Below are 12,049 nucleotides of genomic sequence, written 5' to 3'. Positions count from 1 at the left end.
TCGACTGACCTGGCCCCTGCCTTCATAAGGTTTTATCCTGAAGGCAGGGTACGCCCATCAGCCCCAACGGTGCTGCGTGATTATAAGCACGACTGGCAAGTTCCTGTTCAAACCCCGCCAACACAGGTGCCGGGGTTTGACGGCCGGTCATGATCACCAGCATTTACGATGATTTCCAACCGGAGCCGGAACCACCGCCATGATTTCCCATCGTAAAACGGTGACGGCGTGGCTATTGCTGACCCCGATGATTGTAATGATCCTTGGGGTCAGCGGATACCCGTTGATCAAAACAGTTTATTACAGCATGACGGGTGCCAAACTGGTCGCCCCGGAACTAACCGACAATTGGGTCTGGTTTCACAATTATATTCGTGCCTTGTCCTCGGCCAATTTCCGCGAGGCCATTTGGCACACCACCTATTTCGCGGTGATTTCCGTTGGTGTGGAAATGATCATCGGCGTGATGGTCGCCTTGCTGCTAAACGAGGTTTTTGTTGGCCGCACCTTGCTGCGTGCCATGCTAATCCTGCCCCTTGCCCTGCCCACCGTGGTTAACGCCATGATGTGGCGGCTTATTTATAATCCGGATTTTGGGGCGCTGAATGCACTTCTGGTGCAATTCGGAATGCTTGATGCCTATCGATCCTGGCTGGGCGATCCGGCAACCGCCCTTGACATGGTGATTGTTGCCGATGTCTGGAAAAACTTCCCCCTGGTCGCCCTGATCGCGCTGGCCGCCCTGCAAACCGTCCCCAAGGATTTATACGAGGCCGCAACCCTGGACGGCGCTGGCATGTGGAACCGGTTTTGGCGCATTACCCTGCCGGCCATTATGGGGCCGCTTAGTGTGGCGCTGGTCTTGCGCACCATCGAAGCCTTCAAGGTGTTTGACATTATCTATGTCATGACCCGGGGCGGCCCCGCCAGCAGCACCAAAACCGTCAGTTTTTATGTCTATCAGGAAGCCTTCGCCTATATGCGGGTTGGATCGGGGGCCTCCTATGCCCTGATCGTGGTGCTGATCAGCGCCTGCCTGATTGCCGGTTACATGTATCTGATCCGCAAGCACGGAGAGGCCTGATCATGCAAACAACCCTGGCCAAAAAAATATGTATCTATCTGGCCGCTGCCTTATTGGCGCTGGTCATTGCCCTGCCCGTTTTGTGGCTGTTTATCATGAGCATCAGCTCCTCCACCCATCTGACAACCCTGCCCCTGGAATGGTGGCCCGATAGCCCCACCCTGGAAAACTATCGCAGCTTGCTGATCTATGCCGAAAACACCCCGTCGCAAAGTTTCCTCTATGCCATCCGCAACAGCATTTTCATTGCCCTTGCCGCGACCGGGTTATCGATTTGTGCGGCCATTCCCGCCGCATACAGCTTTTCACGCATGCCCGGCCCGCGTCGTAAAAATCTGCTTTATGCCGTGATCGCCATCTTCATGCTGCCGCCCGTCGCCCTTGTGTTACCGCTTTATACGGTCATGAGTGCCCTGGGGCTGCTTAACACGCATTTTGCCCTGATCATTGTTTATTGTTCCATCCTGCTGCCCTTTGCGACCTGGCTGTTAAAAAGCAATTTTGACACCATCCCCGGTGACCTGGACGAAGCCCCGATCATTGACGGCGCCAACCGGTTACAGGCGATCTGGTATGTCATCCTGCCCATCGCCCGCCCGGCATTGGGGGCGGCGGTGATGATGTCGGTTTTGCTGGCCTGGGACGAATTTTTCTATGGCCTGTTATTCACCAACGACATCCGTTCCAAAACCATCACGGTCGCCATTGCCGACCTGGCTGCCGGGCGCGTTGCCGATTACGGGCTGATTTCAGCAGCCGGCATTCTGGCCGCTGTCCCACCGGTTATTTTGGCCTTTTTCATGCAAAAAACCCTGGTTTCAGGGCTGGCCAGCGGCAGCGTCAAGGGATGAATATCATGCGTAAAACACCCCAAACCCGCCAACCCGACCCGGCCCGCGACATCATTTCCATTGGCACAATCAATATTGACCAGTTGCTCGGCCCGATTGACCATTGGCCCGATCATGGCACCGAAACCGTCTACCCCGATTATGAAATGCGGGTTGGCGGCGGCGGCGGCATCTTTGGTGCGGCCTTAATGGCTCTTGGTGCCAATCAGCGCATGGTGGTCAATATCGGCAATGATGAAATGGGGCAGTGGCTTAAGTCGCAATTCGGCGCGCTCGCTGATCACTGGCATCACAGCAACACGGTGACATCCGTTACCATTGGTCTGACCCATTCCGACAAGGAACGAACCTTTTTATCCAACCAAGGGCACAGTTCGCTTTTTGATGCCGACATGGCCCGCAAAATGCTGAAAAATGCCACGTTAAAGGGTGCAATCGCCCTTTTGGTCGGCAATTTTCTAATGCCGCGCCTGGTGCCCGAATGCACCCAGCTATTAGGCGAATTGCGTGATGCGGGTGCCATTGTCGCCCTTGATACCGCCTGGCCCACCGGCGGCTGGACCGATGATGTGCAGCACCATATGCAAAACTGGCTGCCGCTGGTTGACGTCCTGTTAATCAATGAAGCCGAAGCCGCCGGATTACTGGGCATCGCCATTGATGATTTCACCGCCAATGTGGATGCCCAGATGCGCGCAATCAGCAACAAACTGGCACCGGGTGCGATTGTGGTTGTCAAACGCGGCCCGCACGGGGCATCGGCCTGCACGGGGCAACAGGTCCTTCATGCAGCCCCCTCTGGCAGCGTCAATGTCATTGATACCGTTGGGGCGGGCGACTGTTTTAATGCCGGCTTCCTGCTGGCCTTTCAGCGCGGGGCATCTTTGCTTGATTGCCTTCATGCCGGTATCGAGGTTGCGGGCAAGGCCATTGCCAGCCATCCACGCCAATATCCCACCCTTGCCGATTTGAATGTCCGTATTCGCACATTGCTGACATCGGCCCCTACCCCCCAACCAACAAACGATCACAAGACCTTCGATCAAGTGGAGAACGGCTGAGATGTCATCAATATCGTTGTCAAATGTCACCAAGACTTTTGGGGCTGCCAACATCATCAAAGGCGTTGATCTGTCGATCGAAGACGGGGAGCTGGTTGTTTTTGTCGGGCCGTCGGGCTGTGGCAAATCGACATTGCTGCGCCTGATTTCCGGGCTGGAGGAAATTACCAGCGGGCAAATTCACCTTGGCAAAAAGCGGGTTGATCATCTTTCGGCGGCCAGCCGCGATATTGCGATGGTGTTTCAATCCTACGCCCTTTACCCGCATATGACGGTGGCGGAAAATATTGGCTTCCCGCTAAAAATGGCGGGCAAGTCAAAGGCCGAGATCGAGGCCAAGACAAACGAAATCGGCACCATTTTGCAATTATTGCCGTTATTTGAACGCACCCCCAAACAATTATCGGGCGGGCAACGCCAGCGTGTTGCCATTGGCCGGGCGCTTGCCCGTGATCCACAAATTATCTTGCTCGACGAACCGCTATCCAACCTGGATGCCGCCCTGCGTGTTGATATGCGCATGGAACTGGCCCGCCTGCATCGTGACCTGAAAGCCACCATGATTTACGTCACCCATGATCAGGTCGAAGCCATGACCATGGCCGACCGGATTGTGGTACTGCGCGACGGGATCGTCGAACAGGTTGGCTCCCCGCTGGACCTTTATTTGACACCGGTTAACCAGTTTGTGGCTGGTTTTATTGGCTCGCCAAGAATGAATTTCTGGGATGCCACAACCAATGAAAACGGCGACCTTCTGTTACCATCGGGCACGGCCCTGTCCTTGCCACGCAAATTAACCGCCCATCAACCCGTCACGGTTGGGGTGCGCCCCGAACATCTTGTTTTGGCAGCCGATGATGGCACAGCCGCCCTGCAGGGCACGGTTTTGTCGGTCGAACATCTGGGCTCGGACACCTTTGTTCAATTGCATTGCGGTTTTGGCGACCCGGCACAGGTTGACATCAATGTCCGCTTTGCCGGGATCGTTCCCGTCCGCATTGGCGAACGCGTGAACCTGTCGGTCGCATCGCTGGATAACTGGCATATTTTTGATGCCGAAGGGATCCGGGTTGAGGCGGCACAATAACAACTTCCCAATCGGCGGGGGCATCCTCTAAAGACACCGGTTGCCGCATAGATTTACCGATGAATGCCACTCGGGCGGCACGGTTGACCATACCCCGGTTTACCCGCCCGAAGGGTTCAAGCGCGCGTTGGAACTGCACACACCGGCATTGATCCTGGTACATAACCACCCCAGCGGCAACGCGCGCCCCCCGCCCCTGCCCCCGTCACACGGCAATATCAACATAACCCGCAAAATGATCGTGGCCACCAAGGCCGTGAAAATCAATGTGCATGACCACATCATCGTCACCTGGGCGGGCTATAATTCGTTTAAAATGCCGGGCTGATTTAACCGCAAATCATGCCCTACATCCCCCAAATGCTCCACGTAAATAGTGCCATCAATCAAGGCAGTTCAGGGCAACGGTGCATTGCTTTGGCCCAGCCAAAGTACAGATTGCAACCACGCATCCCACCGGTTTCGATATGGCTTTTTGTCGCCCGCCTTTGACGCAAAAGCCGTGCGTCTCGCTTTTTTGTATCAAATTCAACAGGCCGACATGCGCGAGTTCTGGTACGAATTTGGCGTTGACAACACACCCTTAAATCAATATTGGATACAATTATGGTTTCGGATACAAATAAAACACAGGCAGAATCGATTGCCGACAAAATCAGAACCTTAATCCTGAACGGCACATTTCAACCCGGCCAGCCATTGCGGCAGGAGGCGCTATCAGAACATCTTAATGTCAGCCGCACTCCGTTGCGGCACGCCTTGCAATCACTTGCCGAAAACGGACTGGTTGAAACAACCGGATTTAAAGGGGCTCGCGTTGCAAAGCCCGACCCTGGAATGGTCGATGATCTGTTTGCAATGCGGATGCTGCTTGAACCGCTTGCCCTGAAATCGGCCTTTCAACATCACACCAAACTTGATTTTGCCGCCGCCGAAATGGCGCTTGATGCCGCCGAAAACGAACAGCAGCCCTCGCGCCTTTCCGATTTGAACTGGACCTTTCACGACGCGCTATATCGCCCCTCGAACCGACACACGCTGTTACGCACCATCGAACATCTCAACAGGGCGTCGGCCCTTGCCGAGGTCATCGCAAGCTCAATTGTCGCCCGGCCCGAAAAGTCGGCGGCGGAACACCGGCAATTGCTTGAAGCGTGCAAAAAGGGCGACGAAACCGGCGCGATTGCATTGCTTGGCACGCATTTACAATCGGCCCATCATGACATTCGAAACAGGAACCCCAGGGAATGCCCATCATCAACAGAATAGCCGAATTTCACACCGAAATGAGCCAGTGGCGGCATCATTTGCACGCCAATCCCGAACTTTCCTATCAGGAATATGAAACCGCCAGATTTGTTGCGCAAAAGTTACGATCCTATGGGATCGAGGTCACCGAAGGCGTTGGAGGAACCGGGGTTGTCGGGGTTCTTTATGGCAACAGAAAGGGCGCCCGCTCCATCGGGTTGCGTGCCGACATGGACGCATTGGCAATTGAAGAACGCAACGATTTTGCCCATCGTTCGGTAAACAAGGGTGTTATGCACGCCTGCGGGCATGACGGGCACACCACCATGCTGCTGGGTGCGGCGCGCTATCTTGCCGAAACCAAAAATTTTGCAGGTCGCGTTGTTTTTATTTTCCAGCCAGCCGAGGAAATGGGCGGTAAAGACGGCGGCGCAGCCCGCATGATCCGCGAAGGCCTGTTTACAAAATTTCAGTGCGACGAAATTTATGGCATTCACAACTGGCCGGGAATGGATATCGGCACCTTTGCGGTAAAAGCTGGCCCGATGATGGCATCAGGCGACAGCTTTGAAATCGAGGTAACAGCAACCGGAATGCACGCCGCCCAGCCGCAAAAAGGGGCTGATGTTGTGTTAACCGCCGGGCACATTCTGGTCGCCCTTCAGCAAGTTTCCGCCCGCAACATAGACCCCCTTGACGCGATCGTTGTCAGCGCAACGCAAATTCACGGCGGCGACGCCTATAATGTTTTGCCAAACAAGGTAACCATTTGCGGCACGGTCCGGGCATTTTCGCCCGCCGCACGCGCCGCCGCCGAACCGGCAATACGCCGGATTATCGATGGCATTGCCTTGTCAACCGGCGCGCAATGCAAACTCTCCTACCATCAGCAATATCCAACCCTGATAAATTCGCACGCAGCAGCCCTTACGGCCGAAGCTGCCGGGTTATCGGTATTTAACAAGGTTGATACAAATCCGCCCCAAACCATGATTGTCGAGGATTTCGCCTTCATGCTTGAAGACCGGCCCGGATGTTACGGCTGGATCGGCAATGGCCCGGATGACAATGCCCGTATCCTTCACAGCGCATGGTTCGATTTTAACAACGACGCCCTGCCATATGGCGCATCATACTTTGCCGCCCTGGTCGAAGCCCCCTGAAACCGGATATGGCACTCGCCCTTTTAGATGCCAGTGCCACCCGCCAATATCGGCCTTAAAACAGTTGCCCCACCCGACCACATCAGCGAATGACCTTGCCGGCTGGCAAAACAACGACATGGCATAAAAACGGGCCCTGCCCACATCAGGCAGGCGGGGCCTGATGTGATTTTATTTCTGCGACCCTCAGTTCAAGACCAATGTGGGAAAGTTCAGCGACATCAAACAGGGCTTCGCTTACACCATTATCGCCCAAGGGCGACATCACATGTGCGATATCCGCCCGCAGGGTTTCAGCAAAGCCGACATCGCCCCCCTATCGCAAGATTGAAAAATAAAAGTTGTGCCCATAAAAAACACCCGGCCAGAATGACCGGGTGTTTGGGGCGATAAAACCCGCAAATGTTATTTAAACCCGGCCACCGCATGGGGCACATAAGGGGCTTCAAGCCGGGCGATTTCATCATCACTTAACCCCAGCGTCATCGCTGCGACCGCATCATCCAAATGATGCGGTTTGGATGCGCCGACAATTGGTGCTGTAACGCCGTCTTTTTGCAACAGCCACGCCAAAGCCACCTGTGCGCGCGGAACCCCGCGTTCTTTGGCGACCTCACCGACGGCATCAACCACTTTATGATCGGCACCCTGTGTATGTTCATATAACCGTTTGCTGACTTCGTCCTTTTCATCGCGGTTGGTTTTTTCATCCCAGTCGCGGGTCAGTTTGCCGCGGGCCATCGGGCTCCACGGTATCACGGCAATTTTCTGATCCGCACAAAGCGGCAGCATTTCGCGTTCTTCTTCGCGGTACAGCAAATTCAAATGATTTTGCATACTGACAAACGGCGTCCAGCCATTGGCGCGCGATACATATAACGCCTTGGCAAACTGCCACGCATACATGGACGAAGCGCCGATATAACGCGCCTTGCCCGCCTTGACCACGTCATGCAGGGCTTCAAGGGTTTCTTCAATCGGGGTGCCATAATCCCAGCGATGGATCTGGTATAGATCAACATAATCGGTGCCCAGCCTTTTCAAACTGGCATCAATTTCATCAAAAATCGCCTTGCGCGACAGGCCCGCCCCATTGGGGCCAGGACGCATACGGTTAAACACCTTGGTTGCCAGAACCACATCTTCGCGACGGGTAAAATCCTTGATCGCGCGGCCAATAATTTCTTCCGACGACCCGGCAGAATAGATATTGGCCGTATCAAGAAAATTAATCCCGGCTTCCAGGGCCTTGCGAATAATCGGCCTGCTTTCGTCTTCGGGCAGGGTCCAGGGGTGCGGGCCACGATCAGGTTCACCATAGGTCATGCAGCCCAGGCACAGGCGCGATACTTCCAAGCCGGTAGAACCAAATTTAACATAGTCCATATGCCGTCTCCTGTCTGGAAAGGCAGCAAAGCGCGTATCCGGCAAAAACCAAATATCAGATATTTAACCAATATTGCGGATAGCGGCGCCTGCTGCCGAAATGATGAGATGCCCCATCATACCCAAAATTATCCGCACGCAAAACAGTTGTAATAATTCTTGCCAACATGCCAACACATTAAAATTCTGCGCCAACGCCCTGGCATTGCCAAACCAGCGCACCGGAAAAATCATCCCATTCATCAAGATAACAGGTATCGGCAGGTAGCCGCAGGGCCGGGTCGTTAATGGCTGTACATTTGAAAATGGCCTCGTAAACGCACCATTGCTGGTAAAAATCAAACTGGCGCGGGTCATTTTCAATCTGACGCATCCGGTTTTCATCCAATTGGTTCGGGTCCACCCGCCGCCCTGTGCCAAACAACCATTTTTCCAGCCGGGATATGTTGCGCCCCGGGTCACGATATTCAACATCAATGCCAACCTGGCCCGTGCGACAAAAAGCCACGGCGAAAATGTCGCCGCTATGGGTGATGCTAACCCCATAGGACCCGGCACCACTGGCCCGTTGCAAAACCGGTTTGCCGTTATCATTGCGATGATAGGACAAACCGGTTTCGCCGGTAACATTTGCCGCCAAATCGCACACGGCAACACGGGCACACTGCGACGTCACCTTACGGCGCAAAACCCGGTCCCGGGGCAAATTTTCCAGCCTTTGCCACGCCCAAAAGACGTTCCCGTTAAAGGCTGTTTTGATCTGCATTTGCCCGTCCCATTTATCAAATTATCAAACAGACCACACTACTGCCCTGTTTACTTGTTCTGTTTCAATGCCCTACAACAGGTTATCAAATGCTCAAAAACAACCTGCTGCGCCTGTCCAAACGCATATTTTTAAACCCAACCTCAAACATTTCGCAATAAGGAGCCCCCTTCATGATGCGTTCAGTCAAAATTGCCATGTTCAGCATGTTAACCTTGCTGGTTGTTGCCTGCACCGCCCCGATTGCCCAGGTCGAACGTCAACCCTTTCCCGACGCAGCACAAAACCTGGCCATGGACCAGATTGAAGACGCCATCATCACGGCGGCCACCGCACGCGAATGGACTGTCAAAAAACTTGCGACCGGCAAATTAACCGCCACCTACGCCCCGCGTGACCATGTTGCCAAGGTCGAAATTGATTTTACCCAGCACGATTTTTCAATTCTGTATGTGGATAGCACCAACCTGAAATATAGTGGTGGCACCATTCATAAAAATTATAACCGCTGGGTCAATAACCTGAAGATTGATATCCAGCGCGAAGTTGCTGCCAAAGTGGCAATGTCTTCGTAAGGAACAGTTCCAAGATGCAATCTATCCCGGTTTATATTCCCAAATGGGCGCTGTTGCAGGATCACGCAGAATACCCTACCCTGATGACACATATGTCAAACGGGCAGCCAACCGGGATAGATAAAAAAGACCTGGCACGGGGCATTGCCCCTGCCTGGCGTCGTCGCCTGGACCTGTTTGGCCGCGCCAGCGCCGAAGTTTTAGGCCGCGTTCTTGAAGGTGCAAGCACCCATGACGTGTGCAATACCCGGGTTGTTTTTGCATCCCGACACGGCAATATTGAACGCACCCTGAAACTTCTGGGCCAGATTGCCCGCGAAGAAATCCCTTCGCCTGCCGATTTCAGCATGTCAGTGCATAATGCCCTGGTCGGGGTTGCCTCCATCAATTGGGCCATTACCCAGTCACACAGCGCCATATCAGCCGGAAATGACAGCTTTGTCGCCGCCCTGACCGAGACATTATCCCAATTGTCGGACGATCCGCACAGCCCGGTTGCCATTGTCTATATCGACCTTGCCCTGCCCGATGTATATGCCCAAAACGACCCCGAAGGCACAAGGGGCACTGCCTTTGCAATGATCATGACATCCCCCCTGTCTAACACCGCGACCACACCCGCGCCGGGTGCCGCCTTTTGTTTTGAACCCCGGCCCGTCGCCCCCGATGATGTCGCCCCGCAGCCACCCTTTGCCCGCACCCACGCCCGCATGATGGCGGACTTTTTAAAAAACAGTCATCCCTGCGATACCCCGCCGTCCCCCCCCGCGCCGACATCGTGCCTTTTGGCCGGGCGCAGTTTTGCATGGCATATGGTGCGCAATGGATAAGGTGCGGTTCACCTTGGGGAAAGTGGCCTATAAAACCAGTCAGGCATGGCGGCTTTTTGCCACCGGTATGGCTTTTTGCCTGTTTGGCGGCGGCGCCCTTTTGCTGGCCCTGACATTGTTTCCCTTGCTGATGTTACTGCTGCAAAACCGGGCAAAACGGCGCAAGGTGGCACAACTTGTTATTTGCCGCAGTTTTCGACTGTTCTGTTTCATTCTTGATGTTACCGGGGTCGCATCGGTACATATCGAAGGCCGCGAAAAACTGCTGGCCGCACATGGCAAGCTGATTATCGCCAACCACCCCACCCTGCTTGATGTTGTGATTATTCTGGCACAAATGGACCGCTGCCAATGCGTCGTAAAACACCAGTTGTTTCGTAACCCGTTTATGGCCGGTGTGGTGCGTGCAGCCGGGTTTATTCGCAATGATGACAACCCCGAAAAACTGGTTGCCGATGCTGCCCGCCATTTGCGTGAAGGTGATTGCGTGATGATTTTCCCCGAAGGTACGCGCACTGCCAGTGGCGAAAAACTGGGTCCGTTGCAGCGCGGTGTTGCAAATATTGCGATTACTGCACCTGCCGACTTGATTCCTGTGATTGTGCGCTGTAATCACGATACCCTGAAAAAGGGGACGCCGTGGTACCGCATACCACCATCAAAAATACGATATAATGTTCGTGTCGGATCGACCATATCCGCTACGGGGGGAATTGACCTGTCAGACGTGCGCGCCCGTCGGGCCCGTGCATTAACGGCGGTCATAAAACACTATTTCTGCAGCAGGCTAAACCATGACCACGCTTGAGAGCGAACTGAAAACCTTCATTATCGAGACCCTCAATCTTGAGGATCTGACTGTCGAGGATATCGACAGTCACGAGGCCCTGTTTGTCGAGGGGTTGGGCCTGGACTCGATTGATGCACTGGAACTGGGCGTTGCCCTGCAAAAAAAATACGATGTGCGCATTGATGCCAAAAGCGACGATGTGAAAACCCATTTTGCATCCGTGCATAATCTGGCAAAATTTATTGAAATGTCGCGGGGGAAGCCATGACAGTCACGACATTGCATTCGCGCCAGGAAGTGTATCAGCAATTGCACGATTATCTGGTCGATCTGTTTGAAGTGCCCAGCGAAAGCATTTCGCCCGATGCCCGCCTGATGGAAGACCTGGATCTTGACAGCATTGATGCCGTAGACCTGATCGTCAAATTTCAGGAAAGGGTCGGCAAGAAAATTCCGGCAATGGAATTCAAGTCGGTGCGCACGGTTGATGATGTGGTCGAAAAAATCCATGCCCTGGTCAATACCTAAACGGGTTTTTGCCGGGCTACTGGCCCTGATCGGCCTTGGCTATCCGGTGTTGGCATATTACGGGTTAACCCGTTTTTCGGCCCGCTATCTTCTGTGGGGCCTTTTGGGTTTGATTGTGGCGCGTGCGGTGTTGTTTCTGGTATCAGCCCGTATTGCAGCGGCAATTGTTACCCTGGCGATTGCCGCACTTATTGCCGTTATTGGCTATTACGCGCAAATGCAGGCTTTGCGACTTTACCCGGTATTCATCAGCCTGGCGCTGGCCGGGGTATTTGGCGCAACACTTAAATATCCGCCCCCCATGATCGAACGGTTTGCCCGCCTGCGCCATCCCGATCTTGATGATTATGGCATTGCCTATACCCGGTGCCTGACCCGTGTATGGGTGGGTTTTTTCGTGGCTAATGCAGCCATAAGTACCGCCACCGTTTTATGGGGCACACTGGAACAATGGACAATTTATAACGGCATTGTTTCCTATGGGCTGATCGGCATTTTATTTATTGGCGAATGGCCGGTACGCCACTGGCTGCGTCGTCGACATGAAAACAGGAAACAGGGTCAATGACCGGCTTTTTAACAGCCCTGATCACGCAAGACGGGCCAAACATCCCTGTTTGCCTCGAAGGTGACACCTGTTTTTATCGCGATCAGCTGGTAATCCCCCCATTTTTAAC

General features: G+C 54.0%; 17 protein-coding genes. 13 read left to right on the top strand and 4 right to left on the bottom strand.

The window, feature by feature from the left end:
• Window positions 1-22: 22 nt before the first annotated feature.
• The gene (locus THS27_RS26905; RefSeq protein WP_168184893.1) at window positions 23-163 is read right to left on the bottom strand and encodes a hypothetical protein; all 141 of its coding nucleotides are present in this window, start codon (window positions 161-163) and stop codon (window positions 23-25) included.
• 36 nt (window positions 164-199) lie between these two features.
• Here THS27_RS26905 and THS27_RS13120 point away from each other — a divergent pair, with 36 nt between their 5' ends.
• The 7 genes from THS27_RS13120 (at window position 200) to THS27_RS13090 (ending at window position 6,497) form a co-directional block, all read left to right on the top strand.
• The gene (locus tag THS27_RS13120; RefSeq protein WP_168184892.1) at window positions 200-1,084 is read left to right on the top strand and encodes a carbohydrate ABC transporter permease; all 885 of its coding nucleotides are present in this window, start codon (window positions 200-202) and stop codon (window positions 1,082-1,084) included.
• A 2-nt stretch (window positions 1,085-1,086) separates the two neighbouring features.
• Complete coding sequence (locus THS27_RS13115; RefSeq protein ID WP_085591572.1) at window positions 1,087-1,935, top strand: carbohydrate ABC transporter permease; 849 nt, start codon at window positions 1,087-1,089, stop codon at window positions 1,933-1,935.
• A gap of 5 nt (window positions 1,936-1,940) precedes the next feature.
• On the top strand, window positions 1,941-2,996 hold the full coding sequence (locus tag THS27_RS13110; protein ID WP_168184891.1) for a carbohydrate kinase family protein: 1,056 nt from the start codon (window positions 1,941-1,943) through the stop codon (window positions 2,994-2,996).
• A 1-nt stretch (window position 2,997) separates the two neighbouring features.
• Window positions 2,998-4,086 (top strand): ABC transporter ATP-binding protein, encoded by a 1,089-nt coding sequence (locus THS27_RS13105; RefSeq protein ID WP_085591568.1) that lies wholly within the window; start codon window positions 2,998-3,000, stop codon window positions 4,084-4,086.
• A 40-nt stretch (window positions 4,087-4,126) separates the two neighbouring features.
• Window positions 4,127-4,414 (top strand): JAB domain-containing protein, encoded by a 288-nt coding sequence (locus THS27_RS13100; protein ID WP_085591566.1) that lies wholly within the window; start codon window positions 4,127-4,129, stop codon window positions 4,412-4,414.
• 278 nt (window positions 4,415-4,692) lie between these two features.
• A complete protein-coding gene (locus THS27_RS13095) occupies window positions 4,693-5,355 on the top strand; it encodes a GntR family transcriptional regulator (protein ID WP_085591564.1) in 663 nt (220 codons plus the stop codon).
• Complete coding sequence (locus THS27_RS13090) at window positions 5,334-6,497, top strand: amidohydrolase (protein ID WP_085591562.1); 1,164 nt, start codon at window positions 5,334-5,336, stop codon at window positions 6,495-6,497. The genes THS27_RS13095 and THS27_RS13090 overlap by 22 nt, the downstream gene beginning before the upstream one ends.
• Window positions 6,498-6,642: 145 nt before the next feature.
• On the opposite strand, the gene THS27_RS27595 is transcribed toward THS27_RS13090, so the two are convergent.
• The 3 genes from THS27_RS27595 to THS27_RS13080 all read right to left on the bottom strand — a co-directional run bounded on the left by THS27_RS27595 (window position 6,643) and on the right by THS27_RS13080 (window position 8,649).
• Window positions 6,643-6,765, bottom strand: coding sequence for a hypothetical protein (locus THS27_RS27595; protein WP_256376796.1), 123 nt, complete (start codon window positions 6,763-6,765; stop codon window positions 6,643-6,645).
• Window positions 6,766-6,902: 137 nt separating this feature from the next.
• Window positions 6,903-7,883: an aldo/keto reductase gene (locus tag THS27_RS13085; RefSeq protein WP_085591560.1), complete on the bottom strand. Its 981-nt coding sequence runs from the start codon at window positions 7,881-7,883 to the stop codon at window positions 6,903-6,905.
• Window positions 7,884-8,061: 178 nt separating this feature from the next.
• Entirely contained in the window at window positions 8,062-8,649 is a 588-nt protein-coding gene (locus THS27_RS13080; RefSeq protein WP_085591558.1) for a 4'-phosphopantetheinyl transferase superfamily protein, read from the bottom strand.
• 173 nt (window positions 8,650-8,822) lie between these two features.
• Here THS27_RS13080 and THS27_RS13075 point away from each other — a divergent pair, with 173 nt between their 5' ends.
• Genes THS27_RS13075 through THS27_RS13050 form a run of 6 tightly spaced genes read left to right on the top strand, consistent with a single transcriptional unit; the run spans window position 8,823 to window position 11,940 of the window.
• Window positions 8,823-9,224, top strand: a complete 402-nt coding sequence (locus THS27_RS13075; protein WP_085591556.1) for a hypothetical protein — start codon at window positions 8,823-8,825, stop codon at window positions 9,222-9,224.
• Window positions 9,225-9,238: 14 nt separating this feature from the next.
• Entirely contained in the window at window positions 9,239-10,054 is an 816-nt protein-coding gene (locus THS27_RS13070) for a beta-ketoacyl synthase chain length factor (RefSeq protein WP_085591554.1), read from the top strand.
• Window positions 10,047-10,862: a 1-acyl-sn-glycerol-3-phosphate acyltransferase gene (locus THS27_RS13065; protein WP_085591551.1), complete on the top strand. Its 816-nt coding sequence runs from the start codon at window positions 10,047-10,049 to the stop codon at window positions 10,860-10,862. Before THS27_RS13070 ends, THS27_RS13065 begins: the two co-directional genes overlap by 8 nt.
• Window positions 10,849-11,112: a phosphopantetheine-binding protein gene (locus THS27_RS13060; protein WP_085591549.1), complete on the top strand. Its 264-nt coding sequence runs from the start codon at window positions 10,849-10,851 to the stop codon at window positions 11,110-11,112. The genes THS27_RS13065 and THS27_RS13060 overlap by 14 nt, the downstream gene beginning before the upstream one ends.
• A complete protein-coding gene (locus THS27_RS13055) occupies window positions 11,109-11,372 on the top strand; it encodes an acyl carrier protein (protein WP_085591547.1) in 264 nt (87 codons plus the stop codon). Before THS27_RS13060 ends, THS27_RS13055 begins: the two co-directional genes overlap by 4 nt.
• A complete protein-coding gene (locus tag THS27_RS13050) occupies window positions 11,353-11,940 on the top strand; it encodes a hypothetical protein (protein ID WP_085591545.1) in 588 nt (195 codons plus the stop codon). Before THS27_RS13055 ends, THS27_RS13050 begins: the two co-directional genes overlap by 20 nt.
• Window positions 11,941-12,049: the final 109 nt, after the last annotated feature.

Origin of the sequence: Thalassospira sp. MCCC 1A01428, from assembly GCF_002115825.1 — a bacterium.
GTDB lineage: Bacteria > Pseudomonadota > Alphaproteobacteria > Rhodospirillales > Thalassospiraceae > Thalassospira.
The sequence above is the reverse complement of the archived record's forward strand: the minus strand, read 5'-3'. Positions and strand labels throughout refer to the sequence as shown.

Excerpts from the sequence above, each read along its gene's own strand:
- THS27_RS26905 (WP_168184893.1), bottom strand. The coding sequence starts at position 163 with ATGCTGGTGATCATGACCGGCCGTCAAACCCCGGCACCTGTGTTGGCG.
- THS27_RS13120 (WP_168184892.1), top strand. The coding sequence starts at position 200 with ATGATTTCCCATCGTAAAACGGTGACGGCGTGGCTATTGCTGACCCCG.
- THS27_RS13115 (WP_085591572.1), top strand. The coding sequence starts at position 1,087 with ATGCAAACAACCCTGGCCAAAAAAATATGTATCTATCTGGCCGCTGCC.
- THS27_RS13110 (WP_168184891.1), top strand. The coding sequence starts at position 1,941 with ATGCGTAAAACACCCCAAACCCGCCAACCCGACCCGGCCCGCGACATC.
- THS27_RS13105 (WP_085591568.1), top strand. The coding sequence starts at position 2,998 with ATGTCATCAATATCGTTGTCAAATGTCACCAAGACTTTTGGGGCTGCC.
- THS27_RS13095 (WP_085591564.1), top strand. The coding sequence starts at position 4,693 with ATGGTTTCGGATACAAATAAAACACAGGCAGAATCGATTGCCGACAAA.
- THS27_RS13090 (WP_085591562.1), top strand. The coding sequence starts at position 5,334 with ATGCCCATCATCAACAGAATAGCCGAATTTCACACCGAAATGAGCCAG.
- THS27_RS13085 (WP_085591560.1), bottom strand. The coding sequence starts at position 7,883 with ATGGACTATGTTAAATTTGGTTCTACCGGCTTGGAAGTATCGCGCCTG.
- THS27_RS13080 (WP_085591558.1), bottom strand. The coding sequence starts at position 8,649 with ATGCAGATCAAAACAGCCTTTAACGGGAACGTCTTTTGGGCGTGGCAA.
- THS27_RS13075 (WP_085591556.1), top strand. The coding sequence starts at position 8,823 with ATGATGCGTTCAGTCAAAATTGCCATGTTCAGCATGTTAACCTTGCTG.
- THS27_RS13070 (WP_085591554.1), top strand. The coding sequence starts at position 9,239 with ATGCAATCTATCCCGGTTTATATTCCCAAATGGGCGCTGTTGCAGGAT.
- THS27_RS13065 (WP_085591551.1), top strand. The coding sequence starts at position 10,047 with ATGGATAAGGTGCGGTTCACCTTGGGGAAAGTGGCCTATAAAACCAGT.
- THS27_RS13060 (WP_085591549.1), top strand. The coding sequence starts at position 10,849 with ATGACCACGCTTGAGAGCGAACTGAAAACCTTCATTATCGAGACCCTC.
- THS27_RS13055 (WP_085591547.1), top strand. The coding sequence starts at position 11,109 with ATGACAGTCACGACATTGCATTCGCGCCAGGAAGTGTATCAGCAATTG.
- THS27_RS13050 (WP_085591545.1), top strand. The coding sequence starts at position 11,353 with ATGCCCTGGTCAATACCTAAACGGGTTTTTGCCGGGCTACTGGCCCTG.